Source organism: Shewanella sp. NKUCC05_KAH (genome assembly GCF_019345585.1).
Classification (GTDB): domain Bacteria; phylum Pseudomonadota; class Gammaproteobacteria; order Enterobacterales; family Shewanellaceae; genus Shewanella; species Shewanella oncorhynchi.
Genome location: NZ_JAHKQZ010000002.1, coordinates 129579 through 151761, shown reverse-complemented (window position 1 = coordinate 151761; position 22183 = coordinate 129579). Strand labels below are relative to the sequence as shown.

23 protein-coding genes are annotated in these 22183 nt (G+C 43.8%); 17 read left to right on the top strand and 6 right to left on the bottom strand.

Annotation, left to right across the window (positions count from 1 at the left end):
* Positions 1–11: 11 nt before the first annotated feature.
* The 11 genes from pnuC (at position 12) to KO533_RS02480 (ending at position 8242) form a co-directional block, all read left to right on the top strand.
* The gene (pnuC, locus tag KO533_RS02530) at positions 12–665 is read left to right on the top strand and encodes a nicotinamide riboside transporter PnuC (protein WP_028760296.1); all 654 of its coding nucleotides are present in this window, start codon (positions 12–14) and stop codon (positions 663–665) included.
* A complete protein-coding gene (locus KO533_RS02525; RefSeq protein WP_219252748.1) occupies positions 665–1777 on the top strand; it encodes a phosphotransferase in 1113 nt (370 codons plus the stop codon). Before pnuC ends, KO533_RS02525 begins: the two co-directional genes overlap by 1 nt.
* Positions 1778–1970: 193 nt before the next feature.
* Entirely contained in the window at positions 1971–2828 is an 858-nt protein-coding gene (locus KO533_RS02520) for a DUF6279 family lipoprotein (RefSeq protein WP_219252746.1), read from the top strand.
* An 81-nt stretch (positions 2829–2909) separates the two neighbouring features.
* Entirely contained in the window at positions 2910–3503 is a 594-nt protein-coding gene (locus KO533_RS02515) for a DoxX family protein (protein ID WP_219252743.1), read from the top strand.
* A gap of 186 nt (positions 3504–3689) precedes the next feature.
* Positions 3690–4238 (top strand): NAD(P)H nitroreductase, encoded by a 549-nt coding sequence (locus KO533_RS02510; RefSeq protein ID WP_113938744.1) that lies wholly within the window; start codon positions 3690–3692, stop codon positions 4236–4238.
* Positions 4239–4266: 28 nt separating this feature from the next.
* The gene (locus KO533_RS02505) at positions 4267–4764 is read left to right on the top strand and encodes a GNAT family N-acetyltransferase (protein WP_131525839.1); all 498 of its coding nucleotides are present in this window, start codon (positions 4267–4269) and stop codon (positions 4762–4764) included.
* Between the two features lie 193 nt (positions 4765–4957).
* Complete coding sequence (locus KO533_RS02500) at positions 4958–5581, top strand: 2OG-Fe(II) oxygenase (RefSeq protein ID WP_105252810.1); 624 nt, start codon at positions 4958–4960, stop codon at positions 5579–5581.
* A gap of 410 nt (positions 5582–5991) precedes the next feature.
* Positions 5992–6597 (top strand): GNAT family protein, encoded by a 606-nt coding sequence (locus tag KO533_RS02495; protein ID WP_219252740.1) that lies wholly within the window; start codon positions 5992–5994, stop codon positions 6595–6597.
* 19 nt (positions 6598–6616) lie between these two features.
* Positions 6617–7081 carry a GNAT family N-acetyltransferase gene (locus tag KO533_RS02490; RefSeq protein ID WP_219252738.1) on the top strand — a complete coding sequence of 155 codons (465 nt, stop codon included), beginning with the start codon at positions 6617–6619 and terminating at the stop codon, positions 7079–7081.
* 32 nt (positions 7082–7113) lie between these two features.
* Complete coding sequence (locus KO533_RS02485) at positions 7114–7518, top strand: hypothetical protein (protein ID WP_105252762.1); 405 nt, start codon at positions 7114–7116, stop codon at positions 7516–7518.
* 328 nt (positions 7519–7846) lie between these two features.
* Entirely contained in the window at positions 7847–8242 is a 396-nt protein-coding gene (locus KO533_RS02480; RefSeq protein ID WP_105252761.1) for a hypothetical protein, read from the top strand.
* A 65-nt stretch (positions 8243–8307) separates the two neighbouring features.
* On the opposite strand, the gene KO533_RS02475 is transcribed toward KO533_RS02480, so the two are convergent.
* Positions 8308–9123, bottom strand: a complete 816-nt coding sequence (locus KO533_RS02475) for a transporter substrate-binding domain-containing protein (protein ID WP_219252736.1) — start codon at positions 9121–9123, stop codon at positions 8308–8310.
* A 137-nt stretch (positions 9124–9260) separates the two neighbouring features.
* Between KO533_RS02475 and KO533_RS02470 the strand changes: the two genes are divergently transcribed.
* The 4 genes from KO533_RS02470 (at position 9261) to KO533_RS02455 (ending at position 15150) form a co-directional block, all read left to right on the top strand.
* The gene (locus KO533_RS02470) at positions 9261–10358 is read left to right on the top strand and encodes a DUF2157 domain-containing protein (protein ID WP_219252733.1); all 1098 of its coding nucleotides are present in this window, start codon (positions 9261–9263) and stop codon (positions 10356–10358) included.
* Positions 10345–11508: a DUF4401 domain-containing protein gene (locus KO533_RS02465; RefSeq protein ID WP_219252731.1), complete on the top strand. Its 1164-nt coding sequence runs from the start codon at positions 10345–10347 to the stop codon at positions 11506–11508. Before KO533_RS02470 ends, KO533_RS02465 begins: the two co-directional genes overlap by 14 nt.
* Entirely contained in the window at positions 11508–12023 is a 516-nt protein-coding gene (locus tag KO533_RS02460) for a GDYXXLXY domain-containing protein (protein ID WP_105252757.1), read from the top strand. Before KO533_RS02465 ends, KO533_RS02460 begins: the two co-directional genes overlap by 1 nt.
* 292 nt (positions 12024–12315) lie before the next feature.
* Positions 12316–15150 (top strand): ExeM/NucH family extracellular endonuclease, encoded by a 2835-nt coding sequence (locus tag KO533_RS02455; RefSeq protein ID WP_219252727.1) that lies wholly within the window; start codon positions 12316–12318, stop codon positions 15148–15150.
* A 694-nt stretch (positions 15151–15844) separates the two neighbouring features.
* Here KO533_RS02455 and KO533_RS02450 read toward each other — a convergent pair.
* A complete protein-coding gene (locus KO533_RS02450; RefSeq protein ID WP_219252911.1) occupies positions 15845–16087 on the bottom strand; it encodes a thioredoxin family protein in 243 nt (80 codons plus the stop codon).
* Positions 16088–16831: 744 nt separating this feature from the next.
* On the opposite strand from KO533_RS02450, the gene KO533_RS02445 reads away from it, so the two are divergent.
* Together KO533_RS02445 and KO533_RS02440 are read left to right on the top strand one after the other, a co-directional pair.
* The gene (locus tag KO533_RS02445) at positions 16832–18148 is read left to right on the top strand and encodes a hemolysin family protein (RefSeq protein WP_131525558.1); all 1317 of its coding nucleotides are present in this window, start codon (positions 16832–16834) and stop codon (positions 18146–18148) included.
* A 703-nt stretch (positions 18149–18851) separates the two neighbouring features.
* The gene (locus tag KO533_RS02440) at positions 18852–19244 is read left to right on the top strand and encodes a DUF6678 family protein (protein ID WP_173245331.1); all 393 of its coding nucleotides are present in this window, start codon (positions 18852–18854) and stop codon (positions 19242–19244) included.
* 197 nt (positions 19245–19441) lie between these two features.
* Here KO533_RS02440 and KO533_RS02435 read toward each other — a convergent pair whose 3' ends face one another.
* The 4 genes from KO533_RS02435 to KO533_RS02420 are packed head-to-tail and all read right to left on the bottom strand — an operon-like array spanning position 19442 to position 21943.
* Positions 19442–20338 carry a hypothetical protein gene (locus KO533_RS02435; protein WP_219252725.1) on the bottom strand — a complete coding sequence of 299 codons (897 nt, stop codon included), beginning with the start codon at positions 20336–20338 and terminating at the stop codon, positions 19442–19444.
* Positions 20339–20349: 11 nt separating this feature from the next.
* Positions 20350–21108 (bottom strand): hypothetical protein, encoded by a 759-nt coding sequence (locus tag KO533_RS02430; protein WP_173245325.1) that lies wholly within the window; start codon positions 21106–21108, stop codon positions 20350–20352.
* Entirely contained in the window at positions 21108–21635 is a 528-nt protein-coding gene (locus KO533_RS02425; RefSeq protein WP_115015148.1) for a hypothetical protein, read from the bottom strand. The genes KO533_RS02430 and KO533_RS02425 overlap by 1 nt, the downstream gene beginning before the upstream one ends.
* A gap of 23 nt (positions 21636–21658) precedes the next feature.
* On the bottom strand, positions 21659–21943 hold the full coding sequence (locus KO533_RS02420) for a J domain-containing protein (protein ID WP_006081330.1): 285 nt from the start codon (positions 21941–21943) through the stop codon (positions 21659–21661).
* Between the last annotated feature and the right edge of the window lie 240 nt (positions 21944–22183).

Here is a 22183-nt window from a genome sequence, read left to right as displayed (position 1 = left end):
AGAACAACACTATGACAGATTTATGGTTAACCTTGGTCGAGAGCGTTAATACGGCCTTTGGTGAAGTCCATGTGATGACCGTATGGGAAGCCCTCGCGGTATTGCTGGCGATGGCATATTTACTGCTGGCGATGAAGGCCAGTGTGTGGTGCTGGGCGGCGGCCTTTGCCAGTACCGCCATTTACACTGTGTTGTTTTGGAAGGTGTCGCTACTGATGGAGTCTGTGCTTAACGTCTATTACATGGCGATGGCGCTCTATGGATATTGGCTCTGGACCCAAGGTGGTGATAAGCATCAAGGCGTAAAAGTGACCACTTGGCCATTGAAAACCCATTTAAAGTTGATCGCAGCGACGGGCGTGATTTCGCTTTTGGTTGGTCACGGTATGGCGACGTATACCCAAGCCGCATTCCCGTATCTAGATGCGGCGACAACCTGTTTCGCCGTGATGACGACTTATTTAGTGGCAAAAAAGGTACTTGAGAATTGGCTTTATTGGGTGGTTATCGACATAGTGTCGATTTATCTTTACCTCAGCAAAGGCTTGATGCTGACATCCTTGTTATTCGTGCTTTATGTGGGTCTGGCGGTCGTGGGGTATTTCCTGTGGCGAACCGCGTTAGCCGACGCCCGTGAAGCTAATACCTTGAAGTTACTCAGTTAATGCTCGATATAAACGCCTCGATGCAGCGCTCAGTGGGCGAGCCATTCAAAGCACTTTACTCCATACTCAAAAGTGCTGGGCTAGTTAACGTGTTAAGTATTCATGAGCTTGCGGGCGGCTTAAGTAATCACAACTATAAAATCACTACGCCCACAGGCAGTTATGTACTGCGGGTGAATGCGGGTGCGGCGGACAGTTTTTGCAACCGCCAGCAGGAGCGTTTTTACTGGCAGCAATTGGCTCAAGCTAAACTTGCTCCTGAACTGTTGTGGGTGAGCGAAGATGAGCGTTATTACCTCAGTGATTTTATTGAAAGTGATTATATTGAAAGTGACGATATTGAAAACGAAGGCTTAATCCACTGGCCAGCGTTAGAGCGCCAAACGAGTGCAGCTGATTTTGTGCTGGGGCAATCGACGTTTAACTATTCACAGTTTCCGGCAGCAGAACAAGAAACGCACCCTAACCAAGCCCATTGTTTGCTATTGGCGTTATTGCTGCAATTACGCGATCTGCCTACAGGGCCTTATGCTATTAGTATCACTGAGCAGTGGCAGGAATATCACCAGCAAATGCTTGCCTATCAGGCTTCTGCAACATTTAGTGAGCCAGTATTAAGGCGAGCTGTGCTATTGAAGCAGGGTAGTGATATTGGTTATAGCAATACTCACGATTGGAATGAGCGGGTGGCTAAGCTGCTTGCAATTCAAATCGAAATCAAACATTGGTGTGATGAGTTAGCAGCCTGCATAATCAAACCGCAGTTTTGCCATCGCGATCTTAATCCCCATAATTTGTTACTCAAAAGTAACCGCTTGTGTTGTATCGATTTTGAATATGCGACGGCGTCGCATCCACTGTGTGAGTTAGCTGTAGTGTTAGCGACCCATGCGTTAACGCCCTATCAGCAAAGTGTGTTGGTGAAACAGTATCTGAGTGGACATCCTTATGTTACTGCACAAGCAGTAACTGCAGTGCCTGCTGCTATTGACATGTATTGGGTATTTGCTTGTTACTGGGCATTATTGATGGCAGCGCAAACAGAACCCAGTCGTAGCGCCGACTACCTTGCTTGGTTTGATTGCTTCTGGCCGCTGATCACCCCCAAATAGTCATTATTGCGTGTGCTTAGTTTCCATCTGATGATAATGGTTCATTCCCTTATGGCATTGACCGCGCGATTGGTGGGACATGCGGGTAGAACATACTGAAAACCTTTATTAGACAAACTTATTTGATATAAAAAGCAACTTTATATGGTCTCAAGCGTCTTATTAGCAACAATTCTAGGATGGATTATTCAGTATGAAAAAAGGCGTGATGCTACTTGTGTGTCTCTTAGGCTTAAGCGCCTGCTCCACTAAATTCAGTTACCATTTCCTCGACTGGGCCATCGGCTGGGAGCAAGAGGATTATGTTACCTTAGATAAATCTCAGCAAAAGGCATTTGATGCCCTCATTGAAAAATTTGTCATTTGGCACCAATCCAAAGAGTTAGCTCATTATGTGGTGCAATTGACCGAAGTCGAAGGCCTCATAAAAACCAATACGTTAACGCCAGTGCTATGGGCAGACCATGTGAATATTGCTAAGCGGCATTGGTTTCGATTGTTTGAGTTCGCCTTGCCCGAGCTTCTACCTATCATAATGTCTTTGTCCGATGAACAGGTGAAGCAGATCCTCACAAAATTACGGGAGGAAGAGCAGGAGCTCGTTAAAGAATTTGCGGGTAAAACCCCTGAACAGTTACAAAAAGATGCCGATGAAAACCTTCAAACCCAATTTGATGATTGGCTTGGAAGTGTAACTGCGGAGCAAAAAGTGCTTATTCACCAATATAATCAACAGCGTTTATCCACCTTAGATATGTGGCTTGAGTACAGACACGAATGGTTACGCCAGTTTGAAGTTGCACTGGGTCAGCGCGCCGATAAAACATTATTAACCGAGCGTTTAACCTTGCTGATGACGCAGCCCGATGAGCTTAAGTCAGAGCAACATAAAGTGTTTTTACGTAAAAATACTGAGGCATTTGGGACTTTGTTGTTGGCGATGAATGCGAGCTTATCGGAGCAGCAGTCTAAGCATTTTTATAAAAAGTTAGATGGACTCATTCAAGATCTCAAGGAACTGAATCAGGAAGCGATTGAAAAAGAAGCCTAGGCCATGAAAGATTTATTGCCTTGCTTGGGTCTATTCCTGCAAGCCAATAAATCAGCCTACTAACGACTAAATAGAGACCTTATGCCACTCGTATCCCTTTATCAGAAACTGCTCAATATGAGCCGCTATTTCGAAGGCTTAGCGCCATTAGCCCTTAGGATTTACCTTGCACCTGTGTTAATGCAAGCAGGCTATAACAAGCTCGCTCACTTTGAAGATACGGTTGCTTGGTTTGCCAATCCCGATTGGGGCTTAGGTCTGCCAATGCCGGCGTTAATGGCAGGACTGGCGGCGGGAACTGAGTTCTTTGGCGCTATCTTGTTACTGCTTGGGCTCGCGACGCGACTGATTTCAATCCCTTTAATGGTCACTATGTTGGTCGCCGCTTTGACTGTGCATTGGCCAAATGGCTGGTTAGCGATTGCCGATGGCAGTTCTTGGCTTGCGAATGACAGAGTGCTTGAGGCAGGGGATAAACTGATAAAAGCCAAAGAGTTATTGCAGGAGCACGGTAACTATGACTGGCTGACCAGTTCAGGTAATTTTGCTGTGCTTAATAATGGTATTGAGTTTGCGATCACCTATTTTATTATGTTGCTGGCGCTTTTTACCTTAGGCGGTGGTCGTTACACTAGCCTAGATTATTTCATCGCTAAGCGCTGTGGGATTAAGTAAGTCTTTCTGAAGCGGGCCCAATTGTTAACGGCATCGGATTTTCAAGCGCATTTAATTTTTAAGCCCACTCAATTGTTAAGTGCACTCAACAAGTTAAATCCCACTCAAGCGGTGGGATTTTTTTATGCCTCTTTGCCTGCAATTTGCTATGCTTGAGCGCAATTTATATCGAACTAGGATAAGAACTTGGACGCTATTGAACTTTTACTCACTCGCCAATCAACCCCACGATTAACTGCTCCTGCTCCAGATGCGAGTCAATTAAAAATCATCTTAGATGCTGCCATTCGTGTGCCAGATCATGGCGCCTTAGCGCCATGGGAATTTATTATTGCCGCAGGACAAGGGTTAGATACCTTGGCAGATATCTTTGTTGAGGCAGCGAAAGCGAGCGGCGCCGATGAGGATTTTGTCAATAAAGCTAAGGGTATGCCAATGCGTGCGCCTATGGTGATTACTGTCGTGGCGAAAACGCAGCAACATTCCAAAGTCCCCGTACTTGAACAGCTCATTGCAGCGGGTTGCGCGACCATGGCGATGCAGCAGGCTGCCTTCGCCTTAGGTTTAGGTGCCGTATGGCGTACAGGGGATTTTGCCTTTGATGCGAATGTGAATGTTGCTTTAGGTCTTGAGCCACACGATCAAATTGTTGGCTTTTTGTATGTGGGTACGCCAGCCGTTACTGCTCCTAAGAAACCGCAAAAGGACGGCAGTCAGTACGTCCGTTATTTATAAATCCGCCTCTTTTTAGTGGAGAAATTCTATGCAAGTTGCGCGTACTCCTAGACTCATCCTGCGGCAGTTAACCCCAGCCGACGCTTCTTTTATGTTAGTCTTGCTCAATAGCCAAGGTTTTATAGAGAATATCGGGGATAGAGGAGTACGCACACTTGTGCAGGCTAAGGATTATATCGTCAATGGACCGATGAAAAGTTATGCCGAGTGCGGTTTTGGTTTTTATGCTGTAGTGCTCGCCGAGAATGGATTCACTATTGGCATCTGCGGTTTAATCAAACGGCCGACACTGGACAATGTCGATATAGGCTATGCTTTTTTGCCGCAATATTGGGGCAAGGGCTATGCATTCGAAGCGGCTAAAGCCGCTTTTGACTTAGGTAAAAGTTTAGGTATTGAGCGTATTGTCGCGATTGTTAGCAGTCATAATAGTGCTTCAAAAGCTTTGCTGAACAAACTTGGATTACACTTTGAGCGTTGTTTGCAGCTTAGTGATCATGATGCGCCTGTTGAACTGTTTGGTTAATGTTAACGTGTTGTTTATATAGGTTTTTATTTTATTGTAATTCCGTCTTCTTTATTCTAGAATTTCGCAAAATTTATCGTTGAGATATGGCAATCATATCTCTTATCGACGCCCCTCGAAAATCAGGCTCACTTAATCCCTCCTTGAGCCCTTGAGTACAGCAAAAGCGTAGCCCTTTTTTGGATGTAGCATAATGGTTTCGCAATTAAGTGAAGCAATGCTGGACGTGATCGCTGATGCCTTGGTAGACAAAGGCTATATCTTTTTATCTGACTTAGTTCCTTCCTGTATTAGCCAAGTACTATTGGAAAAAATTCAATCAACTGAAATATATGAATTAAAAGCTGCCTCTATCGGTCGAGGTTCTGAACAGCACTTAAATCCAGACATTCGCCGTGACAGAATACAGTGGCTAGAAGAGCAAAATGAGCCCGATGCCCAGTATCTTGAGTTGATGACACAACTCAAAAATGGCTTGAATCGTCGCTTGTTTATGGGCTTATTCGATTATGAAAGCCACTATGCGGTATATCAGCCTGGGGCCTTTTATAAAAAACATGTTGATGCACTTAAGGGCAGCCAAAATCGTATTTTAACCACAGTGTTTTTCTTAAATCCTGATTGGAAAGCGGCAGATTGTGGTGAGTTGATTATCTATGATGAAGCTGACATTGAGATTGAGCGCATCGCACCTAAAATGGGCCATTTTGTGATTTTCCTCAGTGAGCGTTTTCCCCATGAAGTGACCAAAACCATGGCCCAGCGCAATAGCATTGCGGGTTGGTTTAGGGTCAGTAACAGCGTGCATGGCTTTTAACTTTAGCTTTTAACTTCACCTTATAACAAACGCCTAAATGCTGCCCACAGGTTTAGGTGTTTTTGCTCTCGATTGCCGCTTTTGGTCATCGTCATCATCAATCATCAATCACCAATCACCAATTACTTATCGCGACTGCGCAATGTCATTGGCTATTTCTCGGATATTGATTGGCCATCACGGCGTGTTCTTCCGCAGCAGTATTTATTCCAACCTGTTTTAACTGTCTTCTACTCATTTTTTCAAATTTTTTTACACTCTTAAGCTTTAGGTAATCTAAGCCGCCAACAATGGAATGAATTTGTCCAATCATGCTGAAAATAGGGTGTTTTTTTATTCTCGTTTAATGTTAGGCTAGATAAAAACGTGCGCTACAACACACTTTTCTATCATCTAACGGAGGCGATACTGTGGGCTGTGAAGATAACTTAGGTTGTTTAAGTGGTGAGCATATTGTACTTGAGCCCTTATCTTTGTCCCATGTGGCGGCATTGAGTCTAGCCGTGACAGATGGTCAACTTTGGCGTTTATGGTTTACCAGTGTCCCTGAGCCAACTGAGATGAAGCTCTATGTGGCTAAAGCACTCGAAGAAAAAGCGCAGGGCCAGAGTTTTCCCTTTGCGGTGCGGGATAGAGTGTCAGGGGAAATCGTCGGATGCACGCGAATTTGCAACTGGGAGTCTGATAATCGCCGTCTTGAGATTGGATACACTTGGTATGCTAAACGTGCCCAGTGCACTGGGATTAATACTGAAGCTAAACTGCTGTTATTGACCTTTGCTTTTGAAACCTTAGACGCCATTGCCGTTGAGTTTCGTACTCATTGGCATAACCAAGCTTCGAGACAAGCCATTGCAAGACTGGGCGCTAAGCAAGATGGTGTATTGCGAAATCATAAGATTCTTAAGGACGGCACTATCCGCGATACCGTGGTGTATTCCATTATTGATACCGAGTGGCCAACGGTGAAAAACAGTCTGCAATTTCGATTGCGACAACGACCGCCAACACTCTAATGATAAATAGGAAAAGCCCATGGCAAGCATCATAACTCGAGTAGATGTGACTCATGTCCATGAGGTTGCAGTGTTATTCAATGAGTACCGACAGTTTTATGGGCGTAGGGATGATCTCGCGGCTGCGGAGCAGTTTATTTATTCAAGAGTGTCAGATGGCTCATCGGTGATATTTATAGCTAAGGATAATCAAGGGCTTGGATTAGGTTTTGTTCAAATGTATCCCAGTTTTTCATCGTTACGTTTGGCCCCTATGTTGATCCTCAATGATGTGTATGTGACTCAACATGCCCGATGTGTCGGTATTGGGCGGGCGTTAGTGCTACAGGCCGCCAGTTATGCCAAAGCGCATAATATGAGTTATTTGATGTTAGAAACACAGCAAAAAAACCAGCGCGCGCAGGGCTTGTATGAAAGTTTAGGGTTTGTACGTAACCAAGATTTTTATATCTACGAACTTGAGCTCCACCGAGGGCTTGAGTAGGTTTATTTATGGCGATTAAAAGGAAAAGTAACATGTTAACTCAGGTAAAAACGTTAGTATTAGGTGGTTTAGTCTTAAGTGCCAGTACTGCAGTTTGGGCTGATGAAGCAGAAAAAGCGTTTAGTAAAGAAGCCATTGAATGTGCCGCTTACTATCAAATTAGCTCAGAAGCCATTGGCGCGATGAATGCACCACAAATGCAGGCCGTGGGTGAGCGTTTAAAAAGTTCTAAAATTGAGTCTGAGAATTTAGCTAAGAAATACAGCTCTGAAGCAGAGGTCACTCAAGCGGTTGCCGATGCTAAAGCCCGTCAAATCGAAAGCTTAGGTGGGTCAAGCAACTTAGGTGCGTTAATGGGTAAATATAAAGAAGAATGTAAAAACCTGTTAGCCGATCCACAAAAGCGTTTAAATTATTGGACTATGGCGACGATGTAATCGTAGGTTTTAGTCAGGGTAATCGTTTACGGATTGTGAAGAGAAGGAGCCTGATGGCTCCTTTTTTGCTTTAAAGTACAAGCACTAAGGAGCTGATGGGGTCATTCATATTGAGTCGGTTTTCCCATAGATTTTAGCCCCGTTTGGTTTAGGGGCTGAGAACCAAGTTGCTTATTTTCGCTTGGCTGAAACTCAATCGCAGTTTTTAGGGTCCTAGTTACATGGCCAAGAATTTAAGCCTTGGGTTTAAATTCTCCCCAGTTTTAAATTCTTAATTCAGTTTACGATATTCAAAGATAATCACATATGAGTACTAAATGGGAGCACTATGGTATTAACAATAATGGCAGCGACTGTTTTGAGTGCTGGAGTCTGTGGCTACCATTTAATCTATGGTAAGCGGGTTTTATTGGCGCCGCTCTTGAAGGCAAATGTGTCACAGCAAAGCAAGCAAATGCTACTGTGCTTATTTCACTGCCAATCGGTATTTTTTGTGGTTTCAACGGCTGCACTTTTAGCCTGTGCACTAAAGGTGATCCCTGGGATGTATGCCTTTAGCCTGTTGTTATTCCTCGGGATGAACTATGGGATCTTTGCGATTTGGCAGTTTTACATTGCCACTCTGAGTCCACCCAATAGTGGCCAGATGATCATAGTGCAAGCGCTGATTTTCTTACTCATTGGTATTTTGGCTATGCTAGGGCCACTCTTGTCTGCCGCGTAAATTGCTCATGATAGTTTGTAAATCATCGCGATTGAAGCATCAGAGTTTGAAAAACAAACAGCGAATTATGGGGTTAATTGAATACCGTATTGGGCGGCGAGTTCAGCGAGTTTGCCATTATTGATGAGCAGTTCAATCCAGTGTGAGAGCCTTTTGCTATCGAGCTGTGAACTGGGGTTGAGTAAAATGCCATTGGCGTATTTTTGGTCCCATTCATCTGATATTAAAAGTAATTTTCTCTCTTCTGGATGAACCTTTAAATAATACTGCAGGTAAGAGTTAGTCACGGGCGCTATGTCGGCGCGTTCACGCAGAATACTTTCGATAGAGGCGTTATTGTGACTGACGAACAAGGGGCGAAATTGCTTTGCCAGCGTGTTCGCATCGGTTTCAAAGTGGGCAAACTGGTAGTGATATCCTTTGATGAACGCAATTGACTTGTTGGTTAAGTTTTTGAAATAGCTTTGGTTATGAGCTTTAGTTTTAAGTGCAATAAAGACTTCACCATCTATCATATGTAGCGGAATAAACTGAGTCGCTATTTTTTGCCATCCCCAAGCGGGATTCTCAAAGAGCATCATGTCGAAGCGACCTAAGGAATAGGCTTTATATCTGTGCTCAATACTGGTGACGGCAAATTTAAAGACCACTTCTTGTTGTACTTGATTTAATGCATTAATGATATCGAGTGTGAGACCTGTGTAACGGCCGTCTTGTTGTTGATGGACATAGGGAGCAAATTGATAACCACCGACATGAATTGTCGGAATTGACTTGGGAATCGCTGGCGACTGAACTTTCTCTTGGGCGATAGCCGTGGTAAATGCGCTAATGCTTAAGGCTAAACAAAAGAGTAGACGACACAACTGGCTCAATATCATAGTCACCCCTTGTTATTTTTAGCATGAATGATTTTTTACAAGTATACACAATTTAATTTGTTCAATGCTGTCGATAAAGTGCGAATTTTAAATCTGTCATAGTAAGCTAGCGCAAACAGGATGAGGGAGATTTCACATTGAGCAAGATAAAATCTCAAGTGTGTGGTTGGGTTGAACAGGGACATATCACGCAAGAGCAGGCGAATAAGCTTTATCGACAGGTGACAGTCTTGCCGGATGGGTCGAGTTGGCGTCGCTTAATCGCTCATTTATTACTCTGGTTTGGTGCGTTAAGTTTTGCCTGTGGGGTGATTTTTTTCTTTGCCTATAATTGGCAATCTTTGGGGCGATTTGCCAAATTTGGACTGATTGAAGTGGCGATAATACTCGCTATCAGCGCATTTGCTTGGCTCTATTATCGTGCCAACATTTATTCCCCTGTTAGTTCTTATCGTAAAGACAGCACTTTTGGTGCGACGACCGCCAATGGCGTGCTACTGGCCGCAAGTGTGTTAGTTGGTGGCTTATTAGCGTTAGTTGGGCAAACCTATCAAACGGGCGCCGATCCTTGGCAGTTATTCGCGCTATGGGCATTCGTTATCTTACCCTTTGCTTGGGTGGCGGGATTTGATGGTTTGTGGCTGTTGCTGGTGGGATTGCTAAACCTCAGCATAGGGATATTTCTGGATTCCTTTTCCCATTTCTGGGGATTATTTTGGGGCGCTCAAGGACAATTGCTGATCTTTATCTGTTTGAATTTATTTATCTATTATGCTTTTGTACTTTTAGACCACAAAGTCGCGGGGCGCTGGCATGCGCCAATCCTTGAATATGCCTGTTCATTGTTTGCTATGGGCTGTTTTACTTGGTTAATCACTTGGCTTATTTTCGACGATTTCCTTGAACGTGATAGCTTCAGCACTGGGATCTTCTGTGGTTATTTTGCCCATCTGATATTCGGATTCGTTATTTTTCGTTATAGATTACCACGCATATATCCCTTGGCCTTGGGCGGTTTTAGCCTGATTGCCGTAGGTGCCGCGTTACTGATAAAGCTGATGTTTGAGGATAATGACCCCATAGGTGGATTTTTGTTTATTGGGCTTTATATCATTTTGGCAAGCACAGGTTTGAGTATTTGGTTGAGGGAGCTAAGCGGGAAACTTAAACCTCAGTTTGTAGGAATCGCCAGCCAAGGGTGCGTGGGCGTGGGAGATGTTCATGAGCAACAATAATGGTTTACAGGATAGCGAAATGATCACTCGACCCTGCACTGATAGTGTTACGTCAATCGACGCTTCGAGTGAATTAAGTCTAATCAAACTCTGGCAAGCTTTGTATGCCGAAGGCAATGTTAGTGCAGTTCAAATACCAGAAGACCATGATATCCCTTGGTATATTGCCACTATGCAGGCGTTTGCTGCTTGGATAGCGGCGTTGTTTTTATTGAGCTTCATGATGGCAGTGTTTGGTGCCATTTTTGAGCATGTTGAAGAAGATGTCATTTTATTTATCGGCTTAACCTATTTAGCCTTGGGGATTGGGCTGTATTTTTTACCGCGGCAACAGATTTTTATTGAACAATTTGCTTTTGCCGCCTGTTTGAGTGGTTTGATCAGTGTGGCATGGGGATTATTTGATTTAATTAACAATGATTTTAGCCTCACATGGTATCTCTGTATGGCGGGTATTACATTGTTATTGTGGTGCTTGATTGCCCATGGGCTAGCCCAGTTTGTATTCGCTTTTTGCTTAAGTTGGTGCGTGATTGGCCTGATGGCAAAATTTGAACTGCTCAATTTTAGCCCGAGCCTTTTTGCCGTAGTCATTAGTCTAGTGTTATTAAATATCAATCAGTTCGGGCGTCATTATCGCAGGGCTCGGATGCTCATCTATGGTTTCGCACTCGCGTTGCTTTCGTTGCAGTTGATGCACGCTTTTAGTATGGACAGTATTTTTGAAGTCTTATTTAGCCCTTGGCAGCAAAGCCTGTGGCTGACACTGACTCATCTGTTGATTATTTTCGCTATTTGCGGATTTTTATTGGTGACAATCTTGCGCGAGCGCCAGCAATCACTAAGCTCACCAGCGGCGCTAGGGTGTGTTATCGGTTTAGTCATCGTTAGCGGTTTATCTTTACCTATGCAGGGTTTATCAACGGCTATTCTATTGATCTTGCTTGGTCATTATTGCAACGAGTCTTGGTTGAAAGGTATGGGAATGGTGTCGGCGCTGTTATTTGTCAGCGGGTATTATTATTCCCTAGAGACGACTCTGTTACTTAAATCTGGTTATTTGATGGGCTTAGGCGCCTTGCTGTTGGTGGCAAGGTTAGTGATGTGGCGGTTATTTCCTGCCAATGAAAATGCCAAGGAGACTGTGTGATGGGCAATGTGATGGGAAAACTGTCGGCTTCACATAAATGGGCGCTTGGGCTCGTATTATTCACAACAGTGGCGATTCTCGCTGGCGTGAATTGGCGCATTTTCAAATTCGAACAACTGCTTAATCACGGCCAAGTGGTGCGTTTTGCATTAGCACCGGTCGATCCGCGCTCATTAATGCAGGGTGATTACATGGCGCTTGAATATGCAATCGCGCGCGATGTGCGTAGCGCCTTAGCGCCGCAACAAATGCAGGGGCAGTTATTGCTGGCTGTCGATGGGCAAAAAGTGGCGCGTTTTGTGGACTTTTATACCGACCAAGCACTCGGTAAAGATCAATTACGAGTGCAGTTTCGTGTCCGTGGTAATCAAATTAAACTCGCATCGAACAGCTTTTTCTTTGAAGAAGGACAAGCCGATCATTTTAGTGCAGCAAAATACGGTGAGTTTAGAGTGAATTTGCAAGGTGAGTTACTGCTCGTCAGTTTACTCGATGAAAAGCTTCAGCCCTTATAACCCTGTGTCATGGTTGTCAGGATTGCCATCCATTTGTTCTGCTTACTTGATTAACCTCGATTTATCTCTGGCCGCACTGTGTAGTGCGGCCAGCATCTCCCGTACTGCTTTCTTCCTAGTTCTGATCGCTAAATCGCACGAATAATATCCACCTTAAGTTGCAACTTTGATGCAACCAATTTGTAACCTTGACCGCCTATAGTATTGTCAGTCTTCGAGGTGATATCACCTTGAAGCATCTAAGCGCATCAATTAAATACCAAATATTAAAACAATACATTTAGGGGTCTCAATGTTTAACACTAAAACTGTGCTGGCGTTAGCCATCAGCAGCGTTTGTGGGCTTGCCCATGGCGCGGATAATGTGATCATTTCTGAATACGTCGAAGGCAGCAGCAATAATAAAGCTATCGAACTGTATAACCCAACCGCGGGCGCTATTGATTTAAGCCAATACCAATTGCGCTTCTATTTTAATGGCAGCACAAATGTCGGCACGACCATTGCGCTCACTGGCTCATTAGCGGCGGGGGCGACTTATGTGGTTGCCGATAATGACTCTTCTGCCGATATCCTTGCGGTCACAAATCAACAGAGTAGCGCCAGCTTCTTTAACGGCGACGATGCGATTGAACTGACCTATCAAAATCAAGTCATTGATAGTTTAGGCCAAGTCGGTGTTGATCCCGGTGCCGAGTGGGGCAGTGGTGATCTCTCCACTCAAGATAATACCCTGCGCCGTAATCCTGATCTGCTGATTGCCGATCCTATCAGTACCGATGCAGTAAGCTTTAGCACTTGGCTAGGTTTTGCTAAGGACGATGTTTCTGATCTTGGTAAGTTCAGTGCGGGTACACCAACCGATCCAGTCGACCCTCCACCAAGCTCTTTAGTGTGCGGCGAAGAAGCCACAGCAATTCATGCGCTTCAAGGCGCGGGCGCTGCCAGCCCTCTTAATGGTCAAACTTTAGTGGTTGAGGCGGTTGTCGTCAGTAATCAAGAAGCTGGTCTTAAGGGCATTTTTGTACAAATGGCCGATAATGAAGCCGATAGCGATCCCCAAACCTCGGAAGGTGTGTTTGTATATACCGGCACTGCGCCCACAGCTTATGTGGCAGGCGATCGTATTCGTTTAAAAGCCAAAGTCACTGAATATCAAGGCTTAACTGAACTAACGACTTTATCTGATCACAAGTTGTGTGCCACAGGACAAACGTTACCAACGGCCGCGCTAGTGACCTTACCTGTTAACAGCAGTGATGATTTTGAGCCCTTTGAGGGCATGCGGGTTCGTTTCAGCCAAGATTTAGTGGTGAATGAAGTCTATAACCTAGGCCGTTATGGCGAGATTTCATTAGGCAGTCAGCGTCACTTTATTGGTACGCAGGTGGCTGCGCCGGGCGCGGATGCGCTGGCGGTGAGCGCAGCCAACCAACGTGACAGTATTTTATTGGATGACGGTTTAACGGCGCAGAATCCTGATCCTGTGCAATTCCCCGCTCCTGGTTTGAGCGCATCAAACACTGTGCGTGTAGGCGATAAAGCCACATCGCTTACGGGTGTAATGCACTATGGCTTTAATCTGTATCGCATTATGCCAATCGAAACGGTGAACTTTGTGGCGGAAAACCCACGCCCTGTTGCGCCCACATTGAATGAAGGTGGTAATTTAAAAGTCGCTAGCTTTAACGTGCTTAACTACTTCAATGGCGACGGCCAAGGCGCAGGTTTCCCAACCGCCCGTGGTGCCAATACCTTAAGCGAGTTTGAGCGTCAAAAGGCGAAGATTGTCAGTGCCATGGTGGGCATTAGTGCCGACGTATTTGGTTTGATGGAAATTGAAAACGATGGCTTTGGCGCTAATTCAGCCATTGCCGATTTAGTCGCAGGTTTGAATGCCGCTGTGGGTGAAGCACGTTACGCTTATATCGCGCCAACAGGCATGAATGCGATTGGCACCGATGCCATAACAGTCGGCTTGATTTATCGCAGTGATAAAGTCACGCCGCAGGGCGCTGCACGTATTCTATCTAGTGCAAATTCGCCATTAGATAGCGATCAACAGCCCCTGTTTGACGATAGCAAAAACCGTCCAATGCTGACGCAAGCCTTTAGCGTGAACGGCAGTGAAGAAGGCGTGGTTGTTGCGGTTAATCACCTTAAATCTAAGGGCAGTGAATGTGCGGGCGAACCTGATCTTAACGACGGTCAAGGCAACTGTAATATCACTCGTACCCGTGCGGCGACGGCTGCAGGTCAATGGATTAGCGAGCAATATCCAGATCAAGGCGTATTGCTGATTGGTGATTTGAACGCCTATGCGAAGGAAGATCCATTAACTGCTTTAGGTAATGCAGGCTTTAGTGAGCTGTTTGCCAAACTTGAAAAGCCAAATCCTTATTCCTATGTGTTCTCGGCTGAATCGGGTCAGTTGGACCATGCTTTAGCAAACGCTGCCCTGGTGGATAAAGTGGTGGATGTGACGCAGTGGCATATCAATACCGACGAACCACGCGTTTTGGATTACAACGAAGAGTTTAAAACGCCTGCTCAAATCCAAGACTTATTCGCAAGTGATGCTTACCGCTCATCGGATCACGATCCTGTGGTGATTTCACTCTTGCTCGAAGCGGAAAAAGTCGCGCCAGTGGCCAGTTTCACTCAAGTGGTGAATGGCGCCGCGGTGCAACTGACATCCACTTCAACCGACAGCGACGGACAAATCGTGTCAGCTGAGTGGAGCTTTGGTGATAACACTGCCGCAGTGGGTGAGGTAGTGACTCACAGTTACAACCAAAGCGGTGAGTATCTAGTCACGCTAACTGTGACTGATAATGACGGCCTAACCCATAGCACGTCGCAAATGGTGACAGTGGTTGCTGACAACGTGAAACAACCACCCGTTGCGCAAATTCAGCGTATCAATTTACTGTTCGTCGATATGTTTATCTCGACTAGCTATGATACCGATGGCGTGATCAAGCAACATAAATGGACGTTCGACAATGGCACCCGCGCTAACGGTCAAGTGGTATTGCGCCTTGCCCGTCGTGGACAACACACTGTTGAACTGACCGTTAAAGATAACGACAAGTTAACGGATACCACAACGCTGACTTACCGTTAAACCAGTCCTTGTATTCCGCTGATATTTAAAGTGACGCCAAGCCCGCAGCCGCGGGCTTTTCTTTTTGCCCAAAAGCAAAATAAAGTTGTTGTCAGTTGTGACGCATCAATTTTCATTGTTTCCCCAGTGACTCGCCGCCTCTTTATTTAACAAGAAGCTTCCCTGAGGGCTCTAATAAAATATCCCTGTTTTAGAAGGTTACAGGTGCAACAATGCCAATCTTAACTAACCCTTCTGCTGTTCGTTTAGCTAAAAAGCTATTGCCCCAAAGTTTACTACAGCTTGAAGTTCAGCCATTTGTTGTCTGATAATTTGAGATACATAAAGTAATGACTACCAAAAAGTAAGGCCTGACCATCAGGGATTGCATAAACCGTTACAGTTGATCAGACTTTGAAGTGATTCTCGGGAGCAAAATCTAGTATTTGGCGTTAGCTTTGGGTAAAGCACTTCTGCCCCATTCTTAATTGAAACCAGTAGACTCGTCGTATCAAGCTTGAATATTTGACCGGCCTTTGTTAATGAGTATTGTTGTGCTTACAGCTATTTGGGAAAAATAAGGTAACAAATCAACAAATAATAATGTGTGATTTTTCTTTGTTTTCTATATGTATAGAATGTTAATTGGGATCTGAGGTGACGGTAAAACAAGAAAGTAATCGGTTGATTTATTGAGCAGTGATAATGCAACAATTCAGCGCAAAATGTTTAGCCATGATTCAACCATGTATGGTTGGGGAGTAGAGCCCCAATGCATTAACCTTTCGTTAATAACAACCGCTGGTGAGCTCACCACTCTATAGTCCATCATCACTTCTGGATTTGATTCCATAATCAAGTTAATACTGATGCCATGATTAGTCGCTATAGTAGTGATTAACGCTGCTGTACTTGTGCATTTTGTGCATCCATTGCCCAAAATTTTTATGTATAGCATTTTTACACTCTCACAAAATGGATCATTCACTCAGTGCCACTGTTATTGGAGATCGGATAAGGACACTTTGCAAAAATTCACTTCAATGTGATAACGGTTAAAATCTATGTGCGCACTATGCCTTTTGGTTTTATTCTAATCAACTAGAGCTTCATTAAAATTTAGGTGTTTTTCTTAAATTTTTGTTAACCTTAGTGTGCTTAAGTAAGGTAAAAACGTAAGTGCTCCATACAACTGATGACCTAAGTAGTCTTCACTACTCATACACTTAAGCTATAATATTTTTAATATCAGAGCTTAAGTATTCGTACTAATTATGTTAATTACTAATACTTTACAACTCTCTCTTTTCGTTTAATATGCGAATTACAATCACTTTTTTATGTAGGATTATGGACCCTCACCGACGATACGCTGTAACTTCAGTTGTTGCAGCCATTATCAATAAACATTGTCTTTCCATTTATTTTAATGAGTTAAGACAACTTTCTACACAATCAAATACACGGCTAATCAAAAAGTTGATAGCAGCTAGTAGATGGTTTGTTCTGAGAATTTCAAATCATACCCCAAGCCCGTTCTGGGAAAGGTCATTTCGTTATATTCTTTTGTTTTTTAAGAAGATTATTTCATGAGTTGTATCTAAGCTATCTTTCGATATTTAGCTGAGCTCATTGAGTTTCAGTATCAATTGTCTATTCATTTTTTCTTGTTCAACTTAAAGCGGAACCCAGAGCCACTACTATGGAAATTTTTATTCTTATTGGTTTGATTGTGTTAAATGGCTTATTTGCTATGTCTGAAATCGCCATTGTGACTGCTCGCAAGTCACGGCTAACAGCCCTTGCTCATGGCGGTAGCAGCACTGCTAAAGCAGCGCTCAAACTGGCAGAAGATCCAACGCAATTCTTGTCAACTGTGCAGATAGGCATAACATCAATAGGGATCTTAAACGGAATATTTGGTGAATCCATCCTCGCCGAACCTTTGTCACTTTGGCTTCAGACTTTTGGTCTAAGTCCAGATTTAACCAACATCTTTTCAACCGTTCTAGTGGTTATCATTGTCACTTATGTGTCAATTGTCATTGGTGAGTTAGTTCCCAAGCGAATTGGTCAAGTCAGTGCGGAAAGTATTGCCTGTCTAATGGCTAAACCAATGGTATTTCTAGCAATAGCAACCAAACCATTTGTATGGATGTTATCCGGTTCAACTCATGCTCTTATGCGTCTAATGGGATTTTCGCATAGACTTGACGACAATGTGACTCAGGAAGATATTCAGGCTATGTTGCAAGAAGGTTCATCTGCAGGGGTGATTGAGCACAATGAACATGCGATGGTCAAAAATGTTTTTCGATTAGATGAACGTACTATTTCTTCTTTGATGGTGCCACGGTCTGATATTGTATTTCTCGACTTAAACCTGCCTCTTGATGCAAATCTGCGAACTGTTATGCAGTCTCCTCACTCACGATTTCCTGTTTGTCGTAACAATGTTGATGATATGGTGGGTATTATTTCAGCTAAACAACTCCTTTCACAGTCTATCGCGGGTGAACGTTTAGAACTGGTGGATCTCGTTAAGAATTGTAACTTTGTACCCAACAGCTTATCTGGAATGGAGCTACTTGAGCATTTTCGTACTACAGGCTCGCAGATGGTGTTTGTTGTTGATGAATATGGTGATTTGAAAGGGCTGGTAACGCTTCAAGATATGATGGATGCACTGACTGGTGAGTTTTTTCAGGAAGATGTGAATGATCAGATGGTGATAAAAAGGGAAGATGGCTCATTATTACTAGATGGTCTAATCCCTATTTTTGACCTAAAAGATGCTTTAGGTATAAAGCAATTGCCAAATGAAGAGGATGGGCGTTATCAAACGCTAAATGGATTTTTAATGTATGAATTAGGGAAAATACCTCAAACCACAGATATTGTTGAAGTTGCAGGTTGGCGACTCGAAATTATGGATATGGACGGTAAAAGGGTAGATAAAGTCCTTGCTCAAATGTTACTTGATGCCGATTCTTCAGAAGAATCTATATTTGTTGATTGATAAATTCAAAAGCATAGTAGTTGTCAGCTTTAGTGCAAAAAACACGTCTAAAGAGCGACCAACTAAATCTGCTCGGTGAGTCGAGCATTAGCCATAGATTTCCTCATGGTTGTTTAACTAAAAATCGTGCCCGTGAATCACTCTACATCAGACTGATTCACGCTATCCCCAATGCCCCGTTTGCAGCTATTTTGGGGCGCTTTTTTCCCTTGAGATGAATCAAATCTTTATAGAATTGATTCATCTCCCTGCTATGCCTATTCCGACTAGTAATATCGAGAGTTGATTAATTTACAGTCAACAGAGATGTTACTAATAGAATGGCTAATCCGAATCTGACTAAGCAGAGTGAATTATCTAACAAGGTTTTGTCCAAAAGTATGTTACGTATGCCTTTTAAACCTACAGGTTACGCGAATGCTCGAAAGGTGAGCCGTGGTGATTTGCGATACGACCGTTCGCCCTCCATGGCTCTCGTTCATAAACTTAGAATCCTAGGCTTCTATTCACCCTGTCGACGAGTAAATACGATGGCAAGCTTATATGAGTAGGTCAAACCAATAAGCGCTCCACGGTTTAAAATGGATGGCCTAATTTATTGTCCATCATTTTATCTGTCATTTTAATTAGTTTTTATTGGCAATATATATCTATTAAAGCTATATCATTTAGTTTTTCACTTAGTTGCTTGAGACACTAAAAAATGAATTCTGAAGTTTTGAAGTATGTAAACGAGCATCAGCTTTCGTCTGTAATGAATAAAACAAAGTGGTGCGAGCTTGAAAAGGTATTAAATGGATCTGAAGACTTTATTCCCTATGTGCGATACAAATTGATTTATGATGAAAACCCTAATGCAGGTTTTACTGCCGTGTGGTGGCACGAGTTACTTGAAATAGCAGAAACCATTGAGTGGTTAGAAGTTGATCCATTCAAAAGAGAATGGCTAGGCAGATTAGTGGCGGATCGAGTGACGGACTTTTCTGATGTTGTAAGCGCACAATTAGCCCAATATTCAATTCCTTATTCGATAGAAAATGGTATGTTTCGGATTTGGGGTTATCTGAGGAGGGATGAATCTCCAGAATTTATCTAACTGAAGAGTTTTATCTCTGTAAGTTACTTATTTTCAAGCTAAAACCACTCAAAACTGAGACGTCAATACTGATTGTTGGGTTTGAGCATAGAGACAAAAGACATTAAAAAAGTGCTTTATTTTTCAATAAAGCACTCATTTTTAAGCGACTCAAGTACTCGTTAACCTACTGAACACATTACTGATTAAAGTCCCGATCAAAGTACTATGTAGAGTGGCCAGCCGAGGAGGCCGACGAGACCTTCTTTATGTTCGAATCTTTCTAAGCGCTCGGGTGAAGCGTCGCTGAGTAAGAGTTCGCGGTAGCTTTTCGCAAAGTGCAGGGTACGCAGTAGGGCGGGGACAAAGTTTTTACCGAGATCTTTACTGATGGTTTCAGCGAGTTCTGCGGGTAATTCTGCTAACGCTTTCTGGGTTTCCAATTCGATACGCTCACGGGTAAACCACTCCTCTTTTAAGGTGATTTTGCCGATACGCTTTTTCAAATCCTGTCTGACTTTGGCGCCATCAAACAACAATCGATACAGTACCGCTTCGGCTAATACACTCTCTAGATTGAGAAAATCTAGCGGATCATAGCTCGATTGCGCGTAAAACTGTGCCAATAGGGCTGCAATTGACTGTTGGCGTTGATGCTCAAGCAGGGCATCTTGATAGGCTTCATAGCCTAACCATTCTTCCGCATCGGGCGGGCTAGACACTTGTTCAAGCAAGAACTTGTCGACATCGCCGTACAGTGACTTGCCGTTGACGAGTTTGTGCTTGCTGACGGTGCTGAGCATGCTCCAGCCTTTTTGAAAGCATTTGACTACGCCATCGGCGGTGATCAACAGGCGTATCGCCTGCTGCGGATTCTGGTTTGATAACTCCATCAAACCAAGACTCACCACACCAATGACATCGTGCGCCGCTTGTTCGAGCAGGTGCATTTTGTACTTGTTGTAAAACTTATCGGCCAGTTTGAGGCTCATCAAAATGGCTTTGGATTTGATTTGTGACAGCTGTTCACCGCTCAGCGTTTCGTCTGCTTGGCCTTGGATCAATACCTTGCTCAGGTAGGGTCCTTGATCTACATCACGCAGTACCAGTTGCATCAAATAATTCCTTAATCCAAAAAGCTAAACATATCATCGACTTCAGCGTATTCATCCGTCACTTGGTTTTTCTCTTTGGCTTGAATAACCAGCTCGTTGACAAACTTGCTGATGATCATTTCCCAACCTGAGCTTTCGTTTCGCAGCAGACTCTTAATAGCTTTTTCCACATCGGGCGCGAGCTCGTGGATCAAGGCCATTAGGCTGCGTGGGTCGTCTATGCTGAGGCTGTGTGCATCTTCACTGGCGACGCGGCTGTCGTAGCCGATGGTTTCAGTGTCTTCTTCGTCATCATAGAGATCTGTGTAGCCGTCATCATCTTCATGTTTCTCGCCTAACATCATTTCGATGAAAGGGATCGACAGGTAGAACAGGCCCGCTGGATCTTCGGCGATACATTCTAGAATCGCAGTTTGCTTTTCTTCGCTATCTTGGATGCGAATTAAATAGGTCAAAAAATCAAAGGTATGCTGAATAAGTTCTTCGGCATTGTTTTTGATTTTTTCTTCCCAGTACAAAGGTTGCTGACAGACGATGTCGCGAATTTGTTCTGGGGTCATGAGTTCAGACATGATCGAAGGACAAGAGATATCATGGTGACTGTTGATTTGGGTCAGCGTGACGATATCCATGTGCTCGATAACTTCGACTAATTGCTCGTCGCTCATGGTATTTGCAATGATTTCAAAGCGTTTGCTCGCTTGTTTTGGCTCTACGTCCGCCAACTCTTTAATTTCGGCGACGGTAATCTCAATGAGACTAGTGTTCATTAGCGGTCCTCATCATCGTAGTGATCGTAGTAGCCATCTTCCTCTTCGCCTTCATCATCATCGTCGTTATCTGAGGTGCCAACATAATCGTTGTCATCATCTTCATCGTCGTGATGTTTTGCTGCTGGCGTTGCTTTACCTTGAGTTTCAAGTAAATACAGCACGGCGCAGCTTTCAATCAGTAAGGTTTCCGAGTAACCACGCACGGCTAACACTAAAGGTAAATCAGCATTGTTAAAGCCAATCGTGACTTTAAACTCATCCCACTCGGGTTGAGTTGCCGTGTTTATCCAATGTGCCCACTTGAGTTTGGCTTCGGCGGGAAACTTAATTCGACCGTAAAGCGCGACAGGCAGGTACTCAGGCACAGTATCGAGCATCTTAGGATCGGCTTCTAACACCTTTTTGATTTGGCTAGTAAATTGCTCTAGCGCTTTAGGTGTATCGGGATCGTCGTAGGACTCGATATTGTCGTAGGCATTATTTTTTAGCTCATTAATGCGTGAGATATTCAGTTTTTTGACCATTTGGCACTTACTCTAGAAAACGCTCAAGGATAAAATTGATCCCACAGCTCGCGCATGGCACTAGCGGGATCGGTCACTATGACGTTATTGAAATCTTTGATAAACGCATTTCGTCGCTTAGGATCGGACAACACATCATAAGCATTTTTAACGCGTTCAAGTTGTACGGCGGCTTGCTGCTTTTCCTCTTCCGAGGCGCCTAACAACTTGTCGGGATGATATTTGTTTGACAGCCGTCGATAGGCTTTTTTAATGTCGTCTTCTTTGGCACTGGGTTTTATACCAAGCACACTAAAGTGGTTAATCATACTTGTACCTGCAGGCGATGGGGCTGATATCGCGAGATAAAAAGGGTTTGACTCTGATTATCTTTAAATTCGTGGAATTATGATTAGTCAGCCGTGGATGATAGCAGAAATTCCCACTCAGCGGCAAACGCGCGAGCAGGAATTTGTGCTTTAGTGAAGGGTTAAAAATCCTTTAAACTTTAATCTGTTGTGGCGCATAGATTAAGTCTACCGCTATGCTGTTGAAATCCGGTTACCTAG

Coding starts and splice junctions, on each gene's coding strand:
- KO533_RS02515 (WP_219252743.1), top strand. CDS start 2,910: ATGCCACTCGTATCCCTTTATCAGAAACTGCTCAATATGAGCCGCTAT.
- KO533_RS02500 (WP_105252810.1), top strand. CDS start 4,958: ATGGTTTCGCAATTAAGTGAAGCAATGCTGGACGTGATCGCTGATGCC.
- KO533_RS02465 (WP_219252731.1), top strand. CDS start 10,345: ATGAGCAACAATAATGGTTTACAGGATAGCGAAATGATCACTCGACCC.
- KO533_RS02490 (WP_219252738.1), top strand. CDS start 6,617: ATGGCAAGCATCATAACTCGAGTAGATGTGACTCATGTCCATGAGGTT.
- KO533_RS02485 (WP_105252762.1), top strand. CDS start 7,114: ATGTTAACTCAGGTAAAAACGTTAGTATTAGGTGGTTTAGTCTTAAGT.
- KO533_RS02455 (WP_219252727.1), top strand. CDS start 12,316: ATGTTTAACACTAAAACTGTGCTGGCGTTAGCCATCAGCAGCGTTTGT.
- KO533_RS02440 (WP_173245331.1), top strand. CDS start 18,852: ATGAATTCTGAAGTTTTGAAGTATGTAAACGAGCATCAGCTTTCGTCT.
- KO533_RS02445 (WP_131525558.1), top strand. CDS start 16,832: ATGGAAATTTTTATTCTTATTGGTTTGATTGTGTTAAATGGCTTATTT.
- KO533_RS02420 (WP_006081330.1), bottom strand. CDS start 21,943: ATGATTAACCACTTTAGTGTGCTTGGTATAAAACCCAGTGCCAAAGAA.
- KO533_RS02450 (WP_219252911.1), bottom strand. CDS start 16,087: ATGCTATACATAAAAATTTTGGGCAATGGATGCACAAAATGCACAAGT.
- KO533_RS02435 (WP_219252725.1), bottom strand. CDS start 20,338: ATGCAACTGGTACTGCGTGATGTAGATCAAGGACCCTACCTGAGCAAG.
- KO533_RS02505 (WP_131525839.1), top strand. CDS start 4,267: ATGCAAGTTGCGCGTACTCCTAGACTCATCCTGCGGCAGTTAACCCCA.
- KO533_RS02430 (WP_173245325.1), bottom strand. CDS start 21,108: ATGAACACTAGTCTCATTGAGATTACCGTCGCCGAAATTAAAGAGTTG.
- KO533_RS02460 (WP_105252757.1), top strand. CDS start 11,508: ATGGGCAATGTGATGGGAAAACTGTCGGCTTCACATAAATGGGCGCTT.
- KO533_RS02480 (WP_105252761.1), top strand. CDS start 7,847: ATGGTATTAACAATAATGGCAGCGACTGTTTTGAGTGCTGGAGTCTGT.
- KO533_RS02525 (WP_219252748.1), top strand. CDS start 665: ATGCTCGATATAAACGCCTCGATGCAGCGCTCAGTGGGCGAGCCATTC.
- KO533_RS02425 (WP_115015148.1), bottom strand. CDS start 21,635: ATGGTCAAAAAACTGAATATCTCACGCATTAATGAGCTAAAAAATAAT.
- pnuC (WP_028760296.1), top strand. CDS start 12: ATGACAGATTTATGGTTAACCTTGGTCGAGAGCGTTAATACGGCCTTT.
- KO533_RS02475 (WP_219252736.1), bottom strand. CDS start 9,123: ATGATATTGAGCCAGTTGTGTCGTCTACTCTTTTGTTTAGCCTTAAGC.
- KO533_RS02520 (WP_219252746.1), top strand. CDS start 1,971: ATGAAAAAAGGCGTGATGCTACTTGTGTGTCTCTTAGGCTTAAGCGCC.